The organism is Marinimicrobium alkaliphilum (assembly GCF_003259155.1).
Lineage (GTDB): Bacteria > Pseudomonadota > Gammaproteobacteria > Pseudomonadales > Cellvibrionaceae > Marinimicrobium_A > Marinimicrobium_A alkaliphilum.
This window is the reverse complement of the sequence record NZ_QGMQ01000003.1, coordinates 140,993-162,867: the sequence shown is the minus strand read 5'-3', so window position 1 is coordinate 162,867 and position 21,875 is coordinate 140,993. Positions and strand designations below refer to the sequence as shown.

17 protein-coding genes and 1 pseudogene are annotated in these 21,875 nt (G+C 48.2%); 7 read left to right on the top strand and 11 right to left on the bottom strand.

From position 1 onward, the window contains the following. Positions 1-58: 58 nt before the first annotated feature. The 4 genes and pseudogenes from DKW72_RS06235 to DKW72_RS06215 all read left to right on the top strand — a co-directional run bounded on the left by DKW72_RS06235 (position 59) and on the right by DKW72_RS06215 (position 3,816). On the top strand, positions 59-1,213 hold the full coding sequence (locus tag DKW72_RS06235; RefSeq protein ID WP_111641480.1) for a polysaccharide pyruvyl transferase family protein: 1,155 nt from the start codon (positions 59-61) through the stop codon (positions 1,211-1,213). 84 nt (positions 1,214-1,297) lie between these two features. Continuing rightward, positions 1,298-1,597, top strand: a pseudogene (locus DKW72_RS16750) (glycosyltransferase family A protein). 76 nt (positions 1,598-1,673) lie between these two features. Beyond that, entirely contained in the window at positions 1,674-2,792 is a 1,119-nt protein-coding gene (locus DKW72_RS06220) for a glycosyltransferase family 4 protein (protein ID WP_111641478.1), read from the top strand. A 181-nt stretch (positions 2,793-2,973) separates the two neighbouring features. Further along, a complete protein-coding gene (locus DKW72_RS06215; RefSeq protein ID WP_111641477.1) occupies positions 2,974-3,816 on the top strand; it encodes a hypothetical protein in 843 nt (280 codons plus the stop codon). A 262-nt stretch (positions 3,817-4,078) separates the two neighbouring features. On the opposite strand, the gene DKW72_RS06210 is transcribed toward DKW72_RS06215, so the two are convergent. The 5 genes from DKW72_RS06210 to DKW72_RS06190 form a co-directional block, all read right to left on the bottom strand. Then, on the bottom strand, positions 4,079-5,062 hold the full coding sequence (locus DKW72_RS06210; RefSeq protein WP_111641476.1) for a glycosyltransferase family 2 protein: 984 nt from the start codon (positions 5,060-5,062) through the stop codon (positions 4,079-4,081). 488 nt (positions 5,063-5,550) lie between these two features. Then, positions 5,551-6,474 (bottom strand): hypothetical protein, encoded by a 924-nt coding sequence (locus tag DKW72_RS06205; protein ID WP_111641475.1) that lies wholly within the window; start codon positions 6,472-6,474, stop codon positions 5,551-5,553. Between the two features lie 358 nt (positions 6,475-6,832). Continuing rightward, positions 6,833-8,128: a glycosyltransferase gene (locus DKW72_RS06200; protein WP_111641474.1), complete on the bottom strand. Its 1,296-nt coding sequence runs from the start codon at positions 8,126-8,128 to the stop codon at positions 6,833-6,835. Next, the gene (locus DKW72_RS06195) at positions 8,112-9,434 is read right to left on the bottom strand and encodes an O-antigen ligase family protein (protein ID WP_111641473.1); all 1,323 of its coding nucleotides are present in this window, start codon (positions 9,432-9,434) and stop codon (positions 8,112-8,114) included. Before DKW72_RS06195 ends, DKW72_RS06200 begins: the two co-directional genes overlap by 17 nt. Continuing rightward, positions 9,401-11,110, bottom strand: coding sequence for a glycosyltransferase (locus DKW72_RS06190; RefSeq protein WP_111641472.1), 1,710 nt, complete (start codon positions 11,108-11,110; stop codon positions 9,401-9,403). Before DKW72_RS06190 ends, DKW72_RS06195 begins: the two co-directional genes overlap by 34 nt. 144 nt (positions 11,111-11,254) lie before the next feature. On the opposite strand from DKW72_RS06190, the gene DKW72_RS06185 reads away from it, so the two are divergent. Beyond that, positions 11,255-11,638 (top strand): ATP-grasp domain-containing protein, encoded by a 384-nt coding sequence (locus DKW72_RS06185; RefSeq protein WP_111641471.1) that lies wholly within the window; start codon positions 11,255-11,257, stop codon positions 11,636-11,638. Here the strand turns inward: DKW72_RS06185 and DKW72_RS06180 are convergent. The 6 genes from DKW72_RS06180 to DKW72_RS06145 all read right to left on the bottom strand — a co-directional run bounded on the left by DKW72_RS06180 (position 11,610) and on the right by DKW72_RS06145 (position 19,554). Beyond that, entirely contained in the window at positions 11,610-12,692 is a 1,083-nt protein-coding gene (locus DKW72_RS06180; RefSeq protein WP_157960409.1) for a polysaccharide pyruvyl transferase family protein, read from the bottom strand. The two genes, DKW72_RS06185 and DKW72_RS06180, sit on opposite strands and share 29 nt — an antisense overlap. 290 nt (positions 12,693-12,982) lie before the next feature. Next, positions 12,983-13,609 carry a helix-turn-helix domain-containing protein gene (locus DKW72_RS06175; protein WP_198411242.1) on the bottom strand — a complete coding sequence of 209 codons (627 nt, stop codon included), beginning with the start codon at positions 13,607-13,609 and terminating at the stop codon, positions 12,983-12,985. A 373-nt stretch (positions 13,610-13,982) separates the two neighbouring features. Then, complete coding sequence (locus DKW72_RS06165) at positions 13,983-15,200, bottom strand: glycosyltransferase (protein ID WP_111641468.1); 1,218 nt, start codon at positions 15,198-15,200, stop codon at positions 13,983-13,985. Between the two features lie 24 nt (positions 15,201-15,224). Beyond that, on the bottom strand, positions 15,225-17,180 hold the full coding sequence (gene asnB, locus DKW72_RS06160) for an asparagine synthase (glutamine-hydrolyzing) (RefSeq protein ID WP_111641467.1): 1,956 nt from the start codon (positions 17,178-17,180) through the stop codon (positions 15,225-15,227). A gap of 46 nt (positions 17,181-17,226) precedes the next feature. Next, entirely contained in the window at positions 17,227-17,655 is a 429-nt protein-coding gene (locus tag DKW72_RS06155; protein ID WP_111641466.1) for a hypothetical protein, read from the bottom strand. A gap of 180 nt (positions 17,656-17,835) precedes the next feature. Beyond that, a complete protein-coding gene (locus DKW72_RS06145; RefSeq protein ID WP_111641464.1) occupies positions 17,836-19,554 on the bottom strand; it encodes a glycosyltransferase in 1,719 nt (572 codons plus the stop codon). Positions 19,555-19,698: 144 nt separating this feature from the next. On the opposite strand from DKW72_RS06145, the gene DKW72_RS06140 reads away from it, so the two are divergent. Beyond that, positions 19,699-20,865: a carboxylate--amine ligase gene (locus DKW72_RS06140; protein ID WP_111641463.1), complete on the top strand. Its 1,167-nt coding sequence runs from the start codon at positions 19,699-19,701 to the stop codon at positions 20,863-20,865. 4 nt (positions 20,866-20,869) lie between these two features. Next, on the top strand, positions 20,870-21,874 hold the full coding sequence (locus DKW72_RS06135; RefSeq protein WP_111641462.1) for a polysaccharide deacetylase family protein: 1,005 nt from the start codon (positions 20,870-20,872) through the stop codon (positions 21,872-21,874). Position 21,875: the final 1 nt, after the last annotated feature.

Genomic DNA, 21,875 nt, shown 5'->3' with positions numbered 1-21,875 from the left:
TTTAATGCGGATATCACGGAATACCACCTGGTTGATATGAGCAAAGGGAAGCAAATAAATGAAGTCAAGTATAGCGGTTATTCTCGCGTTTAACCCGAATAATTCAGGCATGTACAGTGTTGACCTTGCGGCGAAGCAGTTTTTCGATTCGCTTGATGTCGACTACAAAATGTATGTTGCCCAAAAGCTTCGGAGAAGAGGGGCTAGGTTTATTGAAAGGGTTAACCCGAACTGGACCATTGCACCTGTCGACCACGTCGGTAAACTGAAGTGTCACTATTTGAAGTCCATTGACCAATTGAAAGAACATAGTCATATCGTGTACTGGGGTGATTTCTTGAACAATCCGGATTACGGCAGAGATGGGTACGCAAACCGGGATCACTATATGCATCTGTCCGCTAGTGAGGAGATTGCCAGGAAGAAGTGGTTATCTTTATTTGCTCTTAAAGGACAGGATGTGAATGGGAAAAAGGTATATTCGATAGGTAACAATATACAGAATCCACTTGACGCAGAAGATCCTTATAATAAACAGGTGATTGATTGTTGGGAAAAACACTTCGATGTAATCTTGCCGCGAGATGTTAAATCGTTAGAGCAAGTTGAGAGGTTGTTGGGCGCGCGCTCTAAGCCGAGATTAGGACAAGGGCTGGATTGTGCCTTTCTGCTAGACCACTCCGGGCTGAATGCTGAAAATGCAAGCTCAGCCCCAGAAAGCCCCATGTTCAGTTACTTTTTTGATCGCTCTAAGTTGCCGGAAACTCGAAAGATAATCAGAAATATCGAGAAGATAAGTGGCTGTGTCGGACATGAGCTCGACGGATGGTTGACGCTGGATACTAAGAATGCGCATCGTCATTTTTCGAAGAATGTTAAGCAGATAATGGAGTCGCAGTTTGTGATCACAGATACCTACCATGTCTGTGTCAATGCGATGAGTGCCGGTGTTCCTGTTGTAGGGATGGGCCGGTATTCGATCAAGCAAGATGGCAGCATTGGGGATTATAAAAAACAGGTTCTCTTCGATATGTTTGATATGGGAAGTTACTATCTGACATTAAAAGAGGGTTCTAATGATGAATTTTTACGCGATGTCGACCAGGCTTTGGAAAGGCTCGTCGAAGAGAGGTTTAGGTCCTTTGAAGAGTCATACAGGCGAGTGAAAGGGCAGGTAGAAGAATATAGAAATGAGCTTGAGTCACTATTCTAGTCTTCGCATAGATATGTGAATGTAACTCTCCTCAATTAGAGTCTGCCATACTTATGCGTCTTCTATATGCCAAAGTTCTAAGTTATTACTCGAACTTACAATCGTTCTGAGATGGTGAAAGAAGCAATTGAATCTGTCCTCGGGAAAGATACTGATGGCTACGAGATCATAGTTGTGAATAGTGGATCAAGGGATGATATTGAGACCGTAATATAGGAATCTCGTTCAAGTAACCGCTATATGTGACAGGTATATCAAGGTGTCGGAACCGCACGTAATGCCGGATTTTTTGCAGCGAGTGGTGAATATATTCTTTATTTGAACAGCGAAGACATTTGGCCTCCGGAAAAGCTTCTTCACTATAGAGAGGCCACTCCCAACTGAGACTTTATGGTTTTTTTGGCCTATAAAAGTACATGGCTTCGATTGATTTGTGAGATGGTTGGAAAAGGCGGCTGAGATGAATAGAGAATACGGGTTTCTTGCGGTTGGGAACTTTGACTCCAGTACAGGCTATGCATGGAAGCTGATGGAGAAGTTGTGGCTGGAAGCAGCCAGTACTCTGAGAGAGTACGGGTATCGACCAATAGTGGTTTATCCGTCTGTCTCCGATGAACCGAAGATCTTATCAGAAGCTGGATTTCAAATTGACGCTCTCGACTTTAAAGTGCGCTCATGGTCTGGGTTATTTAAGCAGTGTCTTTATATACGACGCAATGATGTTCGATGTATTTATTTCACCGATTTCGCCACGGCATCTTGGCGGTATGCAATTTTCAAAGGTTTCGGTGTAAAAAAAATCATCATTCACGATCACATGCCCGGAATCAGGACTAGACCAGGTTTTCTAAAGCGTCTCTTCAAGCGACTTTACAACAGAGCGCCGTTTTTCGCGGCTGATCAATGCTTTGCCGTTAGCCCTTATATTGCCCGACGCCTTGAGGAGGTCAATTGCTTTCCTCGAGAGAGGGTCGTTTGTATAACCAACGGTATTCATCCTCCTCAAAGTGTTAAGACGGAATATGAGAGCGCCGAAACAACAAAAATTGTTTCCATTGGTCGAGCTAACTATTATAAAGGTATCGATTTCGCACTAAGTGTGCTCTCACGGCTAGTTCAGAGGGGTGATAAAACTATCCGGTATACGCTCTATGGCGACGGACCGGATCTTGAGGCATTCAAAGCGCTAGCGCGGAAGCTGGGTGTTGACGAATTTGTTGACTTCCCCGGCGCGACAAATGATATTGGCGAGCGTCTCCCCCACTATGACATAGCGTTTCATCCATCTAGAGGCGAGGCGATGTCGCTTGCTTTGCTAGAGTACATGGGGACGGGGCTTCCGGTGCTAACCTCGGACAACTCATCGGTTAGCTCTTTCTTAACAGATGGTAAGGATGCAGTTATCTATCGCTCCGAGGACGTGGAAGATTGCGCTGAAAAGCTTGGAGCATTGATCTCATCAGTAGAGCGTCGGAAAGAAATTGGGTGGAATGCTAGGCTCTCGGTCTTGAACAACTACACTGAGGAGAAGATGCTTAGAGAATTTCGCGAGGCTATGGTAAAAGCTAACGTGAATTAATCAACCTTAGCATGCTATTAGACCGGCGGTACTTATGCTGCTGCGTTGATAGCCGTACTCACAAGTACCTGGACTCTCTTGCGGCTTCTGGCGTGTTTACACTCTATCTGTATTGTCTTTTGTAATCTCTTGCTGGAATGTTGAAATAGATTGTTGAGTTGATAAGTTAAGGGGTTCTTTAATGTCAATGATGATTACGTTTATCGTCCCACTGATTCATCCTGAATCTGCACGCAATTGGTCAGACGTTCTTGAACGATTACAAGAAACGCTGAGCTCGATCGACAATGCCTGCAGAGGGCATAAAGGTGTCGGGGCTGTAGTAGTCGCGAACAAAGAAGCCGAACTGGACTCGGTAGAGTTTCCCAGTACCGTAAGTGTCGCGAGGGTTTCGCTTGGGCCTCCGGCAAGATCTGTCTTTAAGGGTGATACGGATGAGGCAGATCGAATCAAAATGCTTAGTCGGGACAAAGGCCACAAGGTGGCAACAGGCGTGGTCTGGGCGTTAGACCGAGGGTCAGAGTATGTAATGAATGTTGACGCTGACGATTTGGTGTCTCGCCATATTATCGATCATGTTAAGGCTAATAGAGGTAAAAATGGATGGTATGTAGACAAGGGTTGGATGCTTCCTCATCGATCTAAGGTAGCCCTTCTGCTTACAGATTTTTATAACTGGTGCGGGACATTTGCAGTCGTTAAAACATCACTTTTTGATATAAATAAGAAAGTTGAGGATATTCCCGATAAGAAAATTCGGGAGATCTATGGTCACCACCGGTTTCTGCTTAAAGTAATGAGGGAAAAAGGTGTGCCCTTAGAACCCTTTGGGTTTCCGGTGGCAGCCTACATAGTTGATCACGGCGGTGGAACCTACGGAAGAAAGTCCCTATTTAGAGACGCGCTTTCGATAAAAATGTTTTTTAGATGGCCGCGAAAATACTTAGCAAGAATGATGATGCTATCGAGGTTTGGGCGAGATAAGGATTGGGAGTTTGGTCGAAATATGAAAGCTAGGCTCTAGATTAATAGCGGAAGAATCTCATCAGTTAGAGTAGTGGGGGAATGTCTCATTGCACTGGTGGAAGATAGAGTGTGAAATAGCTATGTTAATGTGCCCAGCTTTTTGCGACTCAAACTAGGGTGCTATGTCCACTGCATAGTTTGGAATAGATTGCAGGGGAAGACGGGGCGATCTCGGTCATCATCCGCTGGGAAGGAGCGCGACTCTATTGGGTTGTAATGCGTAGCTGGTATCGTAGTCGAAGCTCCCGATCTGGAGAAAGTTAGTCGGACTTCTCAATATTCCTCTTTCCAAAAATTGGAGGGAGAAGGCGGGCCCAAGTGTTCTTGTAGCAGAGTGCAGAAACTAGCTGTTCTATGGATTTTTTATACAATCCAACCTCTCGATAATGCGTCATATTTGAAAGGTGCTTCTTCGCGATATACAAGTTATAGAAATGTTTTTGATCATTGCTTTCATATAGATCTCTGACAGCTCGCATTGTCCCGATAATAACAGCATTTTTAGTGAGGAAGTCAGATGATTTGTTGGAGTCGTGAACTCTAACTGTGCAGAGTGTTTGATCTATATAAAAAAAGCTATATTTCTGGGCCAACTTTAGAACAAAATTAAAGTCTTCTGATTTTAATACGCCTGGGTCCCAAAGGTATTGCTGATGTACGTTGCGTTTTATACAAAACGTGGACGGGTATAGCGGGTAGCCCCGGAGCAATAGCTCTTTGAGATCTTTCCCTGACAGTTGAGCCAATTGTTCCTCGATAGTGCATAGGCTATATAAATAGCTAAATATACGACTATTTGAAATGTCATAGGTAATATTTCTACTGCAATCGTGCTTTACAAAGTCTGAAAATAAAAAGTGAGGGTCGTTTGCTTTTCGAATAGCGTCGTTGTAACTTGACAGCTTGTTAGCGGGCCATAAGTCGTCGCTATCAAGATAACATATGTATTCACCTCGGGACTTGGCTATGCCTAAGTTTCGGGCTGATGCCACGCCACCATTTTCCTGCCTGAAATAACATACTCTATCGCTGAAGGGTGACAATGCACTTTGAGTGTCGTCTGTAGATCCATCATCGATCACAAGTATCTCAAAGTCTTTGAATGTTTGGTTGAGAACTGACGAAACCGCTTCTGCCACCATGCTAGAACGATTGTAGGTAGGAATTATTACAGAAAAAAAAGGCATACTAGTTCCCTTAACTGGACCTGGGTATTCGATGGTTTCGTTTAGAAGCATCGCCATTCTAGCATAATCATAGCGTTTTCCTGCTATAACTCAAGCAGTATGTGGATCTCCCCACATCTCATTTGGCAATAAAAGGGTGAAGATTGAGGAAATGTTTTTATTGGGTCGCTATGAGCCTTGGTAAAGAAAGAGTTTTATCAGGCCGGCTATTGAGAACGTCGTTCATATGCGAAGAGTATCGCGGCCGAAGTGAAAGTCTCAAGGTGGTCATTAAAAACGTAGCCAAAGAGTTTTCTGAGCGCTATCTTTAGCTTGAAAGTGCGACGGATTGCATATGTCCACTGGGAGTACGATAGCTTATTTCGAGCCTTAAAACAGATTTCTAGGTCTTCGGTCGAAACTTAGTCCTATTTGGGTAATGGTCATACGTTTCTTTCACGAGAGGGTACCCATTTTCTGAGATCAGTTTTTCCCCTTTCTGGATCTTTTTTTATATGCTCAACAGTGGGGCGCCGCAATATTGTGGCGCCCCTGGTTATGTGAGGTTAATTGAGGGGGGCTGGCGGCCTAGGTCTGGATGATTGATCGCCACCAACTCCGATGAAAGGATTGCCTTGCTCGTCCCTATCGGCAGGAGTGTCGGAGGTGATCACGATATCATCAGCATAAAAGTGCATTGTTCTATCTGGGCCTTCGTCATTCCAGTAGGTAAAATAGTAAAGAGACTCCACCCAACTATCAGGGTTTATCAGCGTGATTCGGTTGTCAATTTCGCCAATAAGTTCCCCGTCAACCCAAACTCTTATCAAGGCTTGGCCGCCGTCTGCGGCTGTCACGGTATCAAGTTTTACGTAATATTCTACGGTGTGCCACTGTCCTAGTTGGAAAAAGTGGCGAGATTCTCCGACGGAAGCCCAACGGAGTCCACCCGGTACGTGAGCTTCGAGAATATATGCAAAAGGCTTGTACTCAGGGTCGTTTACTTGAGGGTTAATGTAAAGATTCAAGTAGCCCTCGCTTATCTTTTGGCCGTCCACCATAGAATAGTGTCTAGCCCGCAGAAACTTATGCCTTCCTCTATCCATGAATTCGAAGCCGACTGGGAAAAAGAGACGGGTTCTGACCCAAAGCTCGTCGCCTCGGGTAAGATGGCGGCCTCCTGCGTGAGAGCAATCCTCGAAGTTGACTACGCCTCCTAAGCTCCCCCAGCCTGTTCTGCCCTCTTTGATTTCGAGTCGTAGGCCTTTGGTCCCGCTAAAAAACTCCTCGTCTGTGTACTCCGTGCTTCCGGCTGCGTGTGTGAAGGCCTCTTGACCTCCTCTTTGGCAGTCACGGCTTGAGGCCTTCTCTCCTGGGTCGCCACCTTCTCCTGAAATCGTCAGCGTAAAAGCTGCAGCCGCTAGCGGCAAAGACGAAATTAATAGTCCGATGACAGGAGCGACCCTCTTGATAGTCTTGAGTGTGTTCATTGTGCCTCTGCTTGCGGAAGCTGTAGATCCGCTAGTTGCTGGTTGATATTTGGCGTTGGAGAAAACGAGCACCGGAATTGGCGTCATTGTTTGATATTCTGCCATAATTCGGTCTAACTTTTCGGTAAGGCGTCACAAATCTGTATTCATATAATAACAATATGTTCCCATAGCCCTGTGTTAAGTCCATTTCGTTATATGAGTGCCGCTCGCGATCAGCATGTCGCGTGTGATTAGTCAAATATAGTGCGTCACTTGAACTCTAATGGCAATACTCAAGTCGTTTTGTGAATTCACAAATTCTTACCAAGATGACCTAAAAAGAGTGAAATACTTTATGAGACGTCTAAATTGGATCTCATTTCTCCTCGTTGTGGGCGGGCCAAGTAGGGAGCCTGTTCTGCTCTATGTCGTTGAGTGCAGCTATTAAGACTTCTCTTTGCTGCTGTGTCTTATCCTGATATTCAACCTCTGGGCTATTTGTCTTGATTCGTAGGGTAGAGTTTACCTTGCCTTTGCTCTTCAATAGAAGAGTTGCCCTGACTCTGTCGGTGGAGGCTTCGGGGCTGATGTGGCGTAAAGCCCACTCTCTTGGCGAGAAAAGCTCGTAATAGGACTGGAGGTAAAGCAGTGCGTCCGTCAATGCATGGTCACTTACAAGAAGCCCTGTCTGCTCGTTGATATATGATTTGTTTACGCCTATGTTTTCGGATAAACATATCACGGGTGTATTGCAGAACATTGATTCGGAGATTACTCTGCTGCTACCTTCCTTTAGGGAGGCCAGTAGGCTGCATTTCGACGAGGCCAAAAGGTTAACAACTCCTTCCTTGTTTGTTCCCGGAAGTATTTCTATTGATTTTTCCATTCCTAGATTTTGAACATAGCGTTTTATGTCTTCTATGCTCCCTGATCCGAAGGGCGCACATAATATGGCGCCGCGATATTCGCGTTTTCTCGCACACTCGGCCATGGCTTTAATAACTCGATAAACTCTTTTTACGGGATTTAAGTTGGCGATGTAAATGGCATCATACTGCTTTTCGCGGCTATTGTTTCTGTCGTTGAATAATTCGTGATCGACCCAGTTTCCTGATCCAATGTCCAGGCAAGTAACCTCGGGTGCGTATGATTGAAGAAAAGCTCTGTCCATGGGCTCGGTGCACTGAACTATGCAATCAGTAGCTTTATCAATGAAAAGCAGTATTTCGGGATCCGCATATCCGGACGAGCTCGGCTCCAGTACAAATAGGAAGTGTTTATTGATGTCTGGCCAATTGGGGCTATGCAATAAATACGAGAATGTATGAGTGAAGGTTACTAGCATGACCCCCTTTATTATTTGCTCATCCTTTCCGATCTCTGGCATGCTGAGGATGATAGCTCTGGAGTAAAAGTCATTGCTTGTTGTCGGAGGAGAAATAAGCTTTTCGTATTTAAGCTCGCCGCTGCGCTTTTTTCTCAGAAGCAGTCGTATAGCCCCTGGTAGGTTGCGGTAGCGTATGGAGGCTAGAAGCAATTTTGTCGCTTTGGTTTTCAGTCCCGCAATGTATAGCAGTGGCGCCGATAGATAAAATAATATCGCTATCATCGGTATAAGGTACTTCCGTATGGCTGATAGAGCCATCTCTCTGACCTTAGTTTTGGGGTACATTCGTGGGTCCTTTAATGTAGGCAGCCCCGATTTCAGGGGCTTTGTTATGAGGAGTGATAACTTGATGCAAGGACGCAGCTAGCATTAAAAACAAGTAAAGGTAAGGGTAAAAGGCAACCGACATGAATAGAGACCCTACTACATAACCTGCGAGCGCAATATTTTGGCCGGTACAATAGGAGGGGACCCATGAGATAGAGGCGTTGTTCGGGTTGGCATTGGCATATTTCTGAGATTTTTTGTTCAGTTTGTAACACTGCCACAGTAGAAGGAGATACACTATTAGTCCCGGATACCCCATTTCACTGCCTACCTGTATGAAGCTGTTGTGTGCCACTTCGCGCCTATAAGTAAAGTTCTCAAACTGAATGTATGGCGCGTAGTGGTGCTCGAAGTAGCTGGGGAATGCGTAGTAGCCCACCCCGACTAGCTTGTGATTGTTCATCATTTCCCAGCCCTTCTCCCAGTAGGTTAGGCGAGATTCTGAGGTGTCATCTTGCCCCATGTCTCTGAACCTGTCCTTTTGCTCTTCGGGCAGTAGCGCAAACCCTATCCATGCGATGACGGAAAAGGCCAGAATATACTTGATGCGCAGTTTTCCGTAACAGAGTAGAAAGAGCACAGCTACGACGGCGAGTGCCAGTTGGCTGCCTCGGGTGCTCGACGCCAAAACAGTCATGGCAGCTGTTATAGGAACGAGATAGTAAATTTTGTTCACGTTTTTGTGGCCCAAAATGAAACCCAAGCTCATCGCTGTAAAAACAACCATCAGTAGCGAGAGCTCACCAGAGTTCTGAAAAAAACCTTTTGGTCCGGAGATGCCCCAGTCTGCAAAACCAAACCCTCGCGTCGCCCATGTCCTCGCTCCGAAAAAAGACATTTTGAATAAAAATATGAAGAGTAGTATAAGCAGGACTTTGTATTGTTCTAGGTTTCTTACTGCGGCCGTAAAGAAGACGACAATAACAACCCAAGAGATTATGTAATCTATGGTATTTAGTGATGCGATGCGATCGAAAGAGAAATAGGTCGATACAAAGACGAGGCACATAAAAGTAAAAAGCAACCAGTGCATGCCCTGCAGTTTTACGTGACCTTTGGCGATTACGTAGAAGAAACCACTAAGGATAATGATTCTCGCCCAGGGAAGTACATCGATCCAAGTATAAATGACTTGGGGTCGAAAATATTCGAAAAACAGGTACGCTGCGGCGAGATAGAACCCTGCGTGGTGTCCCATAAGGCGCTTTAAGAGCGTCTTTCCGTCATTAACTAACTGCACGATGCGCCCTCTGCGTTTGAGCATTTTCGGCCGACCCTTTGGCCAGGGCTCGGTTTCTCGCAATAATGCTCTCTGTGAAGCCTTTGGTGTACCGGTCGGATGAGGAGTAGGGGGCGTGTATGGTAGAGCTGTTTCGGAGAGGTTATGGTGCCGAGCAGCGCGATGGCTGCGTTCGGGTAGCTTTGCGCGAGCGCCTGGGGGTGCCCCGAATCCATGTAGATATAGAAATCGCTCGGCAATGGGTTAAGATCCGTCAGTGCCATCGTTCGGCGGTTGCTCATATCGTACCCGTTGTCGCTCATGAGAGCGGTAATTCGCTCGTTGCCCGGATTGCCAGTGTGGGTGTTGAGGCCAGCAGTCGCCACGTCAATATCACTGTGCCGGGAGAAAGCAGCGGCGGCGCTACGGCAGATGTTGCCTTTACACACAAATACCATCCGGTCGCGGTGCGCTGAAATGTGTTTGAAGCGTCGATAATTGGATGGCGTGACGTCTTTCAGGCCAATCTGAACAGTCGTCAGTAGCGCCCGTTTGCTGCCGAAGCGGTCAATAATGATCTGGGCCAGCCAATTGTGCTTTTTTGGGGGGCGGCGGCTGTTGCAGTAGAGGTTTTCGTATTGATCGATCATCGCCTGTAGACTGTAGGTGTCGCGAGCGAGCACTCGAGCGGCGCTGATGATGCGTTGTCGGCCCTCTTTGTCCTCATGCAGGCTGGCAATGCGGTCGGCCAGCGCTTGCGAGGAGTGTGTACTGCTCAGCAGGGCAGTCTCATTGTCGGTAACGATTTCTTCGACGCCGCAGGGCGTGCTGATGACGGGGGTGCCTGAGGCCATCGCCTGGATGATTGCTAGGGGGTGACCCTCGCTGCTGGAAGTTAGCAGTAGCATATCCACAGCTTTCAGAAACCCGGCATTGTCTTGATAGAAGTCGAGCCAGATGATCCTGTGGGCGAGGCCGAGGTCGAACGCATGCTGTTTAAGTTGTTGCGCGAGACTGTTGGTGTCGTCGCCGGCTATAAATAGATAGGGGTCCAGGCCCTTGCCCTCGAGTTCCTTCACGGTGTCGATCGCAAGCGTGTAATTTTTGGCGGTGCGGACATTGCCGAGGCAACCCATGACCAAGGCCGACGAAGGTAGTTGGTGCTCTTCCCTGAGGGGGGGCGGGTTGGCGTGTGTGAACAACTCGGTATCGATGCCGTTAGGTATGACCGTTACGCGGCTATCATCAAGGGCTTTCACGCTTTTGAGCATGGCGGCGAGTTTTTGGGTGACCGCGATGACCCGCCGGCTGCCGAGTCGTATCAGTAGAAATTTTACCCAGCGCAGCCGCTCTTTGGGAGAGACGTCCACGTGACCGTGAAAGGTGCTGATCACCGGGGTGCGCGTCAGTAATCCTGCGAGACTGGCATAGACAGACGAGCCGAGCAGGTGAGCCTGTATCAGGCAGGCGCGTTCCTGTCTGATGGTGCGAATCAACTCGCGCAGGAACGTCAGGTTGAAAGAGCCTTTGCAATTGATGATCCGGGTTTCGATATTCAGACGCTCAAGTTCATCACGTACCCAACCCGGGCCGCGAATGATGGCAAGCGTGCGGTAACCCTCGCGATGTGTGTGAGCGGCCAATTGTGTAAAGACCGTTTCTGCTCCACCGGGGCCTGTTGTGTCAATCAGGTGTAGTATCGACCCTGGGTGTTGGCTCATGTACCCTTAATCCCTATCCGGACAACTGACAAACAGTTTACTATAGGCGCATGTTCCCTTACTACACGATCGGGTGTAAGGATTATCGACACTTGCGAGCGTTGGCGGGTAACGAATTTAGGGGTAAGGAAAAGTCAGGTTTTTATGGATAACAGAGTGTTGGTTTTGGATGCAGCGCAACGCAGCGCCTTGTCGGTGGTTCGTTCGCTGGGACGAGCGGGTTTGACTGTGTATACCGCTGACGCTAAACAAAAAGCTCTAGCGGGATGCTCCCGTTATTCCAAAACCTATCTAAAAACCCCGAGTCCCGAAGACGAGCCCAACGCTTTTCTGCAGTGGCTGGAAGATCTGCTGGCGGAGACACCGTTTTCGATGGTGCTTCCGGTCACCGAAGTGACCAGTCAGCTGCTGCTGATGAATCAGGAACGGTTTCCGAGCGGTGTCTTTTATATCTTCTTCAGTTGGCGATTGTTGTTCTCTATATCCTTAAGGGAGGACATCATACGGAGTTCACTTCGCCGAACTTAGCGGAGGGCAACCGCGAAGTCGTTGCTACATCCTGAATATACTTTTTAGCTTGTAAGTTCAGATCGCACATCTTATTATAATTCTCAATGAGTAAGTCTTTGTGGCTATCTAGCAAACGAACCAATTGATCTTCAACAGAAATATCTCCATCAACATAGACTATTGCCCACTCAAAGCCATAGCTTTCAAAAAGATTAATTATCTTAGAGTGGCCAGTAGATACTAGCGCGATTGGCACTGCACCTTCAGATATCGCTGGAAGCAATACATGCAACCGATTGCTCACAACAAATTTATATCTTTTATACACTTCTCTATAATCGGATAGTGCGGGGAAAAAATCAAAGTATTTACAGAGATCGCCATTGCGCAACCGCGAAGATAAACTCTTATTATAATCCACATCCTCTAGAACTTGAGCGTAGAATACAAATTCCGTAGAGGGCTTTCTTAGAATTTTCATCACATTTGGTAGTGCTGACTCCAAGTCGAGCGAATACCGTCCAGTGTAACCGTTGTCTGGACTCTCTCGGCGCAAACTTATCAGCACATCTTGTCTCGACCAGGCCGAAAGTATTGGTGGTGCTAGACAGGCCATGTCGGGACAAAATGAGGCGCTCACACCAGCTCTCGCCAACTTATCCAAACTATTGAAATCTCTAACGCCTATAGTTTCCCAGTGCTCATAATCACGCACGCATACCTTGGAATCTACAGAGATTCCAGCAACATGGAACTTCGCGCTTATCAACCTCCAGAGAAATGAAATTGAGAATCTTCGGACCCTTTCAGCTGGAGGAACAACAGCTTTCACCTTCGGGGTAAATCTGGCCCCTGGAGGTCCTATTACCAAAACTGGCTTCCGCTTAAGAAAACGCTCTTTTAGCGCAAGAACATAGGCTTCTCTAAATCGAACGGCTTTTGCGTCAATCCCAGGAACTGCCGCCCCCAACAAATATACTTGATCGTACTTTATCAGTTCAGAATACAGTTTACTAAAAATCAAAATATCCCCGAAGTTATCATATCGTCCATTAAAGCGTGCCAATATCATTATCATTTACCTATATAAAAAACATGAGTTGCTAAATACTACCTAAGCCGGTTAGATACATACTTAGAAAAACTGACTACTGTTATGAGACGACTTTTACCTTTAATTAGGTCTATAAAATCCGTCAATCTATCACCAGATAGTTGGTGCTAAGTTTACTATTCATTGCCATTAATTGGCTCTCTATCGAAATTTATAATCATTAAGGAAATGGTTTTCTGTAAATATCTATAAATTGAAAATTAAAGGTTCAATTTAGGATGCGGCTAAACTCATAATTTCTCGTTTCCCTAAATAGTAAAAGTTTGGGTTCGTCTCTGAATCGAATAACCACCTATTCTGCCAGCCCCGTCATGTGATCGATTATTAGCTTTCCGGGCGTTCTTAATCTCAACGTTTTTCTTGCGCGGTTCTTCTGCCGGTCCGTGGCGCGCTTTAGTAATCTTCTCATGATAGACGAACTCCTTGCCGTTGTCAGTAATAATGGTATGCGCCGCCTCCTTGTAGGACCGAGCCAGCGCAATAGTGGACCGGGTAACATCAGATGCACTCTTGCTGATAGTCTGGGCAAGCACGGTAGACTTCGTCGCGCGATCAACAAGGGTCAGTAGGGTACCGCTATGGCATTTGCAGATGACTGTATCTATCCCCCAGCCACCTACTCGTGATCGCTCCTCAGTAGTCGGCGGGCGCTGCTCAACGACTTTAGCATGCGCTTTCTGAAGGTGATAATCTCGGTCTCCTAGGTTCTTGGCCAGCTCTCTGCTAATTGTTGACTGGCTGACATCAACAGCTGGGGCTATCTCTCTTTGGCTTAAACCGCTTCTATTTAGCACGTAAATCTCGCACCTTTTCCGTAGGTCAGCTGGTTTTATGGTTTTGCCATAACTGAATCTCTTGCCGGAGAAAAGCGGCAAAGCATACTCTTAGCGGGCCGCCTTTTCTTTTTATCAAGTGGTGCACTTCGGGTTCCAATCCGACTTCCTTCATTTTTCTGTACGGGCGAAGAAAGGATGATAAATCGCTCAAATACTTCTGTTCCGCACGGCGATTGAGATGCGAGCTCTCTCGAATTCAGCTTGTCTCAGTGCCTGAGGCTAGCAAGTGTATATCGCATAGTGTTAAGGATATGAAAAATAGCTTGATCTGCGAGTGTGTTGCTCTGGTGAGCATCAGAGATTGACCTGCAGCGTAGGTAACAGTGCCGATCGCTGCCGAAATCTTATTTCTAAGAAAGGTATTGATTATCTCTTTCACCTTAAAGATATTGATCATTCTGTTGAGTTTCCACTAGTGAGCTGCATCTAGGGAGTCTGACAACAAGCCTCCGATTTCCGTATAGTCATAATTTTTGATAGCAAGGTCTCTAGCTTGTCGCCCGATGCGTAACCTATCGCTTTCGTTGTTCAGGATGTCCGCAATTGACCTGACGTATTCGTCAGGTGTGGACGCCAGAATGACACTGCCACCATTTTCTACGGAAATTCCTTCGCATGCGATTGGATCCGCAACTATACACATTCCCATTGATAGAGCATTAAGTACCTTCAGCTTTGTTCCTCCCCCATCTTTTATCGGGCAAATGTAAACTGATGACTCATCCATATAAGGTCTTACGTCATCCACATATCCCAATACCATCACCTGCTTGTCAGATTTACTCAACGCCATTAGCCAGGAGGGTGGGCTTTTACCGATAATTGTAATAGTTACATTGGGGACGATGTCTTTTAGGCGGTTCCATACCTTGTTGAAGAAAAAACGGACGGCATCGGCATTGGGGTACCATGCGAGCGACCCGGTGAAGATGAGTCTATTTTCGACTTGCACCGATTCGGAGGGGGAAAAGTATTTCGTATCAACCCCATTGGGTACTGAAATGCATTTTCTTACAGAAGTAACTGTTGAAAGGCGCTCTATGTCCAGATCAGAGCATGTAATATTGAGATCGAACTGTGGGCAAACTTGAGCCTCATAGGCTTTGAGTTTCTTGCCTTCTTGATAGAAATAGAATTTCTTTAAGAGATTTTTTTCTTGTGATGCTCGGCGAAGCATCATTAAAGATTCAATATTGTGGTGATTTAGAACTGTGTACGAGCGCGTATCGGAAGGAAGATACTGGGCGAGACTAATTGTGTCGACATGTATTACGTCAAACTCGTTCTCGATAAGAACGCGATGTACGAGATCCTTGTATGCTTGGGATTTTAGCCAGAGGTTCGTATAGGTTCTGTTTGGGAGCAGACCTTTGATAGGCAAGGTGATACGTGATGCTAGACTGACATCTTTGGGGATGTCTACGACGCCTTCGATACTACAAAACTTCGACAGCTCTGTAGTTGCAGTATCTAGATCATCTTGACTAGGGCAGTTGTCTGTCTGGTTAAACGCTATCATAGTAATAGAGTGTTTCTTCGACAGTTCCTTTATCAGGTTATAGCTTCGCAGTATAACTCCGCTCTCCAGCGGAAAGGGAACAATGTGTGATAGCCATAGAATGCGTTTCATATTTGATCCATTATAGAAAGTTACCTAACTAATCTTGATGTGTTCGTAATGTCTCTCGTGCCATCGCTGGAATATGAGCGCTGCCCACAACTTATTTGAATGATCCCGGAAGCCGGTTTGATGTTCTGTTATCGTTTGAAAGATGGCGGGCTCGGACAAAATTCCACCCTTTCTGATTCTTTCGGAAGAAAGGTACTCTCTTAATTGTTCGTTTAGGCAACTATTAAGCCAATCTCCGATTGGTGGTGTGAACCCCATTTTTGGCCTATCGATGTATTTGCTAGGAACGTAGTCCGTTAGTGTATCTTTCAAAATAAACTTCTTCTGAGATTTGTAGTATTTATGGTCAAGCGGCATACTGTTACTAAGTGCTAGCATATCGATGTCGAGTAGGGGTACTCTAATTTCCAAATTGTTATGCATACTTGTGCGATCGGTTTTTACAAGGTTGTCACCCGGGAGATAGTTCTCCATGTCCCAGGACATTGCGCTTTTGATAAAATCTACCTCGTTTTCGTTACTTATGAAAGGAACGACTCCTGTGTCGTCTGAAACGCCTATAAGGTCTTCTAAATTAGTCCAATATGAGCATAGGTAAGTGTAGTATTCAGACGCGGATTTGTAGTTTTTAGCCGCCACGAGCTTCTGTAACTTTAGGCCTATATTCGAGGACGTTGGCCGTCTCAGTATTCGCATAAGTACATGGTAGAAATGATCAACCTTTTCAGAGCTCAGTGAGCCATGCGCGAGCTCAATGGTTCTTGCTGCCCATGAGGGAAGCTTAGACATTCGAGTGTGTGCTTGAAATGTGTGGGAGTAGCGGTTGTATCCACAGAAGAGCTCATCCCCTCCATCACCTGAAAGGCAGACCTTTACGGATTTTCTCGCATGCTTGTTTATCGCGAGCGACGGAAGTGCCGAAGCGTCAGCGAAAGGTTCGTCAAATACGTCGCAGTAGGTGTCTAGCATTTCGACCAGATCGTTTCCATCCAGGATAACTTCATTGTGGTTTGTTCCTAGGTAGTTTGATATGTCTTTGGCATACGATGATTCGTCAAATGCCTTGTTTGTAAACCCAATAGTAAAGGTATCAACTGGAGACTCGCTCTGTGACTGCAATACGGAGGTCACAAGCGTTGAATCGATGCCCCCGGAAAGAAAAGCTCCAAGGGGGACGTCCGAAATAGACTGCCTTTCAATGATGGAGTTAAGCCGGTGTTTTAGTGCGCTTTTAGCTGAGGGGTAATCCTCAACATTAGGGCACTTGTTCTTTTCAGATGTAAGGGTTTCTCGTCTATGATCTTTTGTTGTTATCTTCTTATCTCTAGAGAAGTACGTCAAAGAGTGCCCTGGGTGAAGCTTGTAGCATTGATTGATGATCGTGTTTGGTGAAGGTATGTATCCATATCTAAAATACTGTGCAAGAGACTCTTTGTTTATTTCTTTTGTCTTGAGAAATCCTGAGGCGAATAGCGCTTTTAGCTCAGAGCTGAATGCCAATCCTCTTTCGTTGATACAGTAATGTAACGGTTTCTCGCCGATGTAATCGCGAGCAAGCGTCAGAACATCTTCCTTTGAGTCGTAGAATGCGAAGGCATACATCCCTTTCAAGTTTCTAATCGTTTCGTCTACTCCTAAACAGATCAAGCAATACAGCAGTACTTCTGTGTCGCTATGGGTTCGGAAAATAATACCTTGCCTTTCTAGTATTGTAGCGAGCTCTTTGTGGTTGTAAATCTCTCCGTTAAAGACAATGGTGAAATTTCCGCACTCGGAAGACATTGGCTGGTTGGCGGAGAAACTTAAGTCAATTATTGATAGCCTGTTGTGGCCTAGAGCTAGCGTTTTCTGGTCGTTGATATGAATTCCCGACGCGTCTGGACCTCTGTGGTTTTGATTTTCAACCATGGGGTCTAGATAGGAGCGTAACTCCATCGAAGAGGCTTTATTGAATAGAGCTAACCCTGAAATTCCGCACATAATTGTTGATCCAAATTATTTCGTTTAACGCTTTCTGAATCGGTTTTCAGGCGTTACTCTGAGGCAGGTTTGCCTGTTTCCGGACCGCGTTTAGCGCGGATTGATTTAGCATTAAAAATAAATAAACATAAGGGTAGAAGGCAACAGACATAAAAATTGATACTACCATGTGTCCGGTAAGGGTGATATTTCTACCTTTGCAGTAGGCTGTCACCCAAATCAGATCCTTGTCGTGTGGGACAGGGCACGCCAATCTTGAGGGTTGATTCGACAGTCTATATATATGAAAAAGAATAACTAAATATAAAATCTGCTCAGGATATCCCATTTCGCTACTTGCTTGAATATACGTGTAGTGCGCAACCTCCCTTCTGTAGCTGAACTCTTCAAGCACCACATAAGAGGCATAATGGTACTCAAGGTAGCTGGGAAACGCATAGTTCTCCACGCCAGTCCATTTGTGTTCAGTCATCATTACCCAGCTCTTCTCCCAATAGATAAGTCGTGACTCGGATGTGCCCTCCTGGCCCAAGGAGGAACATCGATAGCCGTATAGATGACTTGAGGCCGGAAATATTCAAAAAACAGATACGCCGCAGCAAGATAAAATCCGAGATGGTGCCCCTTGAGCTGCGAGAGGTAAGATTTGGCGTCCTTAACCAGTTGCACGGGAATGACTCCTGCTCGCGGTGTGGGCTTCTAACTGCTGTGCCAGCTGTTTGGTGCGTGCGGTGATGCTCTGTGTGCATCGTTGGGCGTAGGCGTCGGAAGAACTGTACGGGTCGTGAATGTAGAGGCGAGTCGGCTTGGTAATGGTTCCCAGTAACACCGCCGGCACGTCTCCGAGTTGTTCCTGAAGCAATGGCAAGTGCCTCGGCTCCATGCAAATGTAGAGATCGCCAGGCTGAGGCTGGAAGTCTCGGGCCGCCGTGGTTCTGTGGTGGCTCATATCCAGTCCTGCGGCATTGGCAATGCGGTTAATGCGCGGGTCCGCCGGGTGTCCGGTCTGCGTATCCAGACCTACCGAGGCTGTGGGTATGTCCGATGATGCTCTGAAAACAGCTTCGGCGGCAGCGCTCCGGCAGATATTCCCCTTGCACACAAACACGACGCGGCCGATAGCGTCAGGTATCTGTTTGTAGCGGTCGTAACGCCGGGTGAACACATCGGTCAGTGTCAGATTGACTGTTGTCAGTAGCGCACGCTTGCTGCCGAACCGGTCGATGATGAACTGCGCGGCTTTGGTGTGCTTGGGCCGCAGTCGTTGGTGCTCGCGATAGAGGCTGTCATAAGCCGCAATCATGGCCCGCTGGCTGTAACGCTCGGAGGCGAGGTGCTTTGCCTGGTCGACCAGACTTGAGCGCTCTGCGTCATTACCAGTCAGTGTCAGAATCTGCTCAGCCAGCGCCCTGGCGGTATGGGTATGGTCGATCAGTGCTTCTTTGCCGTGGCTCACGATCTCTTCGACACCGGAAGCGGTGCTGACAATCGGTGTGCCCGCCGCCATGGCTTGCGTCAGGGCGAGGGGGTGTCCCTCGGAGCTTGAGGTCAGCAGGAATACGTCCAGGCCTTTCAAATAGCCCGCGTTGTCACCGTAGAACCCCAGCCAGCGCACTCGGTCGCTCATCCCGAGGCTTTCCACATGGGCTTTTACCGATTGGGCCAGGGTGTTGGTGTCATCGCCCGCGATCAACAGGTAGGCGTCCGCGCCGTCATCTGTCAGTTGCTTGAGCGTGTCTATCGCGAGTGTGTAGTTCTTGGCGGGGCGGACGTTGCCCAGGCACCCGATCACCAGGGCCGTGGCTGGAATGCCGTAGGTCTCGCGCAACGGTGCCGGCGGCGCCTGCTCAAAGTGATCGGTATCGATGCCGTTGGGTATCGTGGTGATGCGTCGGACGCTCAGGGTCTTGACGTTGTTGAGCATGGTCGCGAGCTTTTGGGTTACCGCAATGACCTTTTTACTGCCCAGCTGAATGATGAGAAATTTTGCCCAGCGCAGCCGCTCTTTGGGAGAGACGTCCACGTGACCGTGAAAGGTGCTGATCACCGGGGTGCGCGTCAGTAATCCTGCGAGACTGGCATAGACAGACGAGCCGAGCAGGTGAGCCTGTATCAGGCAGGCGCGTTCCTGTCTGATGGTGCGAATCAACTCGCGCAGGAACGTCAGATTGAAAGAGCCTTTGCAATTGATGATCCGGGTTTCGATATTCAGACGCTCAAGTTCATCACGTACCCAACCCGGGCCGCGAATGATGGCAAGCGTGCGGTAACCCTCGCGATGTGTGTGAGCGGCCAATTGTGTAAAGACCGTTTCTGCTCCACCGGGGCCTGTTGTGTCAATCAGGTGTAGTATCGACCCTGGGTGTTGGCTCATGTACCCTTAATCCCTATCCGGACAACTGACAAACAGTTTACTATAGGCGCATGTTCCCTTACTACACGATCGGGTGTAAGGATTATCGACACTTGTGAGCGTTGGCGGGTAACGAATTTAGGGGTAAGGAAAAGTCAGGTTTTTATGGATAACAGAGTGTTGGTTTTGGATGCAGCGCAACGCAGCGCCTTGTCGGTGGTTCGTTCGCTGGGACGAGCGGGTTTGACTGTGTATACCGCTGACGCTAAACAAAAAGCTCTAGCGGGATGCTCCCGTTATTCCAAAACCTATCTAAAAACCCCGAGTCCCGAAGACGAGCCCAACGCTTTTCTGCAGTGGCTGGAAGATCTTCTGGCGGAGACACCGTTTTCGATGGTGCTTCCGGTCACCGAGGTGACCAGTCAGCTGCTGCTGATGAATCAGGAACGGTTTCCGAGCGGTGTCTTTCCTTTCGCCCGCTACGAGCAAGTGATGGCGATGGCGGACAAAGGTGAGTTGATGGCGCTGGCGGATGAGCTGGGTATTCCCTACCCCGCTACCCGGCGCTTTGCCAAAGCCGATGAATTGAAGCTCCAGGCGTTGGACTACCCCTGTGTCATCAAGCCCTGCCTGTCTCGTATCTACACTGGAAGCGGCTGGATTCATACCCGGGTGAAGGTGGTCGAAAACGCCGAGGCTCTGGAGGCAGAGCTGGCGGCGTCGCCTTACCTGGCCGACTATCCTTTTATGATTCAGGCCTTTGTGCCGGGCAGTGGTGCGGGCGTTTTCTATCTGTATGGGCACGGACAGCCGGTTGCCAATTTTGCCCATCGGCGTGTGCGCGAAAAACCTCCGCAGGGTGGCGTCAGTGTTTTGAGTGAAAGTGTTGCGGTCAATCCCGAACTGAGCCGTTACGCGGAGCTTCTGCTTGACCACTGTCAGTGGCACGGTGTGGCCATGGTCGAGTTCCGGGTGACCCCGGATGGGCAACCCTATCTGATGGAGGTCAACACCCGCTTTTGGGGGTCGTTGCAATTGGCCGTTGACGCTGGCGTCGATTTTCCTTTATTACTGTGGCAAGTTCATCAGTCACAGGCTATCGATCGGGACTGGACCTACCGGATTGGTCAGCGCTTGCGCTGGTGGCTGGGGGATCTGGACAGCCTGTATATCTATTGCAAGGGGCCCTATAGCGCCGCTCAGAAGTTGCGCCGGTTGTTCGGGTTTCTGTTACCCAGCTGGCGTTGCCGGCACGAGGTCAACCGCTTTGGGGATCTGAAGCCGGCGTGGTACGAACTGACGTGTTACATCAAGCAACTTGTGGGGCGATAGTGCGATGGTAAAAGCGTTAATCAAGAAGCCGCTCAAGCCTGTGCTGACTTCCCTGGCGAGTCGCTATGGCGCCCATCGCCAGCACTCGGCGACGCCACGGCTATGGGTGCTGATGTACCACCGCATACTTCCGGTCACCGACGAGCGCTACCACCTGGAAGAGCCGGGGATGCGGGTAACGCCGGAAAGCTTCGAGATGCATTTGCAGCAACTGCGTAAGCATTTTGAGCTGGTGTCCCTGAAGGATTGGGTGAGTGCCCGGGAAGAGGGGCGGGAATTGCCGCCAAAAGCTTGCGCAATCACCTTTGACGATGGCTGGCGGGACAACTATGAGTACGCCTTTCCGTTGTTGAAGCAGTACAACGCCCCGGCCACGCTTTTTGCCGTGGTGGACAAGATCGGTACCGACTTTCAGTTTTGGCCCAACATTGTGGCCAGCCTGCTCCTCAGTGGTGCCGGATCGCGTTTCAAGAATGACCCGGTGCTGGCGGACGCGGCGACCCACGAAGCCTATCCCGATCAGGAGGCGGTGGCGGGCGCGATAAAGCGGCTCAAGTCCCGCTCGGATGCGGAGATCTTCGGCGCGCTGGACGCGATGGACTGGCGCGCCCAGATTCCCAGTGCCATGGTGCCAGCGTTGATGAACTGGGAGCAGCTGCTGGACATGCAGGCCTCCGGGCTGGTTGATATCGGCTCCCACACACGGACCCATGCCCGCTTGACCTCCGCCTTGCCCGCCCAGGCGTTGAGTGACGAGATTGTGTCCAGCAAGGCGCGGCTTGAAGACAAAATTCAGCGGGCGGTGGATCTGTTTTGTTTCCCCAACGGCGATTTCAATCCGGAAGCGCTGGCGCTGGTGAAAGAAACCTACAAGGCCGCCGTAACCACCAACCGGGGGATCAATCAGTCCGACACCTTGGCACTGCACGAGCTGACCCGGGTCGGTATTCACGACGATATCGCCAACACGCCTACCCGCTTTGATGCCCGCCTGTCGGGTTGGGTCTAGA

Bases quoted from the DNA above. Each gene is read 5' to 3' on its own strand.
- DKW72_RS06155 (WP_111641466.1), bottom strand. From the start codon at position 17,655: ATGATGACTGAACACAAATGGACTGGCGTGGAGAACTATGCGTTTCCC.
- DKW72_RS06135 (WP_111641462.1), top strand. From the start codon at position 20,870: ATGGTAAAAGCGTTAATCAAGAAGCCGCTCAAGCCTGTGCTGACTTCC.
- DKW72_RS06200 (WP_111641474.1), bottom strand. From the start codon at position 8,128: ATGTACCCCAAAACTAAGGTCAGAGAGATGGCTCTATCAGCCATACGG.
- DKW72_RS06185 (WP_111641471.1), top strand. From the start codon at position 11,255: ATGGATAACAGAGTGTTGGTTTTGGATGCAGCGCAACGCAGCGCCTTG.
- DKW72_RS06195 (WP_111641473.1), bottom strand. From the start codon at position 9,434: ATGCTCAAACGCAGAGGGCGCATCGTGCAGTTAGTTAATGACGGAAAG.
- DKW72_RS06220 (WP_111641478.1), top strand. From the start codon at position 1,674: ATGAATAGAGAATACGGGTTTCTTGCGGTTGGGAACTTTGACTCCAGT.
- DKW72_RS06140 (WP_111641463.1), top strand. From the start codon at position 19,699: ATGGATAACAGAGTGTTGGTTTTGGATGCAGCGCAACGCAGCGCCTTG.
- DKW72_RS06180 (WP_157960409.1), bottom strand. From the start codon at position 12,692: ATGATATTGGCACGCTTTAATGGACGATATGATAACTTCGGGGATATT.
- DKW72_RS06190 (WP_111641472.1), bottom strand. From the start codon at position 11,110: ATGAGCCAACACCCAGGGTCGATACTACACCTGATTGACACAACAGGC.
- DKW72_RS06215 (WP_111641477.1), top strand. From the start codon at position 2,974: ATGTCAATGATGATTACGTTTATCGTCCCACTGATTCATCCTGAATCT.
- asnB (WP_111641467.1), bottom strand. From the start codon at position 17,180: ATGTGCGGAATTTCAGGGTTAGCTCTATTCAATAAAGCCTCTTCGATG.
- DKW72_RS06210 (WP_111641476.1), bottom strand. From the start codon at position 5,062: ATGGCGATGCTTCTAAACGAAACCATCGAATACCCAGGTCCAGTTAAG.
- DKW72_RS06145 (WP_111641464.1), bottom strand. From the start codon at position 19,554: ATGAGCCAACACCCAGGGTCGATACTACACCTGATTGACACAACAGGC.
- DKW72_RS06235 (WP_111641480.1), top strand. From the start codon at position 59: ATGAAGTCAAGTATAGCGGTTATTCTCGCGTTTAACCCGAATAATTCA.
- DKW72_RS06165 (WP_111641468.1), bottom strand. From the start codon at position 15,200: ATGAAACGCATTCTATGGCTATCACACATTGTTCCCTTTCCGCTGGAG.
- DKW72_RS06205 (WP_111641475.1), bottom strand. From the start codon at position 6,474: ATGAACACACTCAAGACTATCAAGAGGGTCGCTCCTGTCATCGGACTA.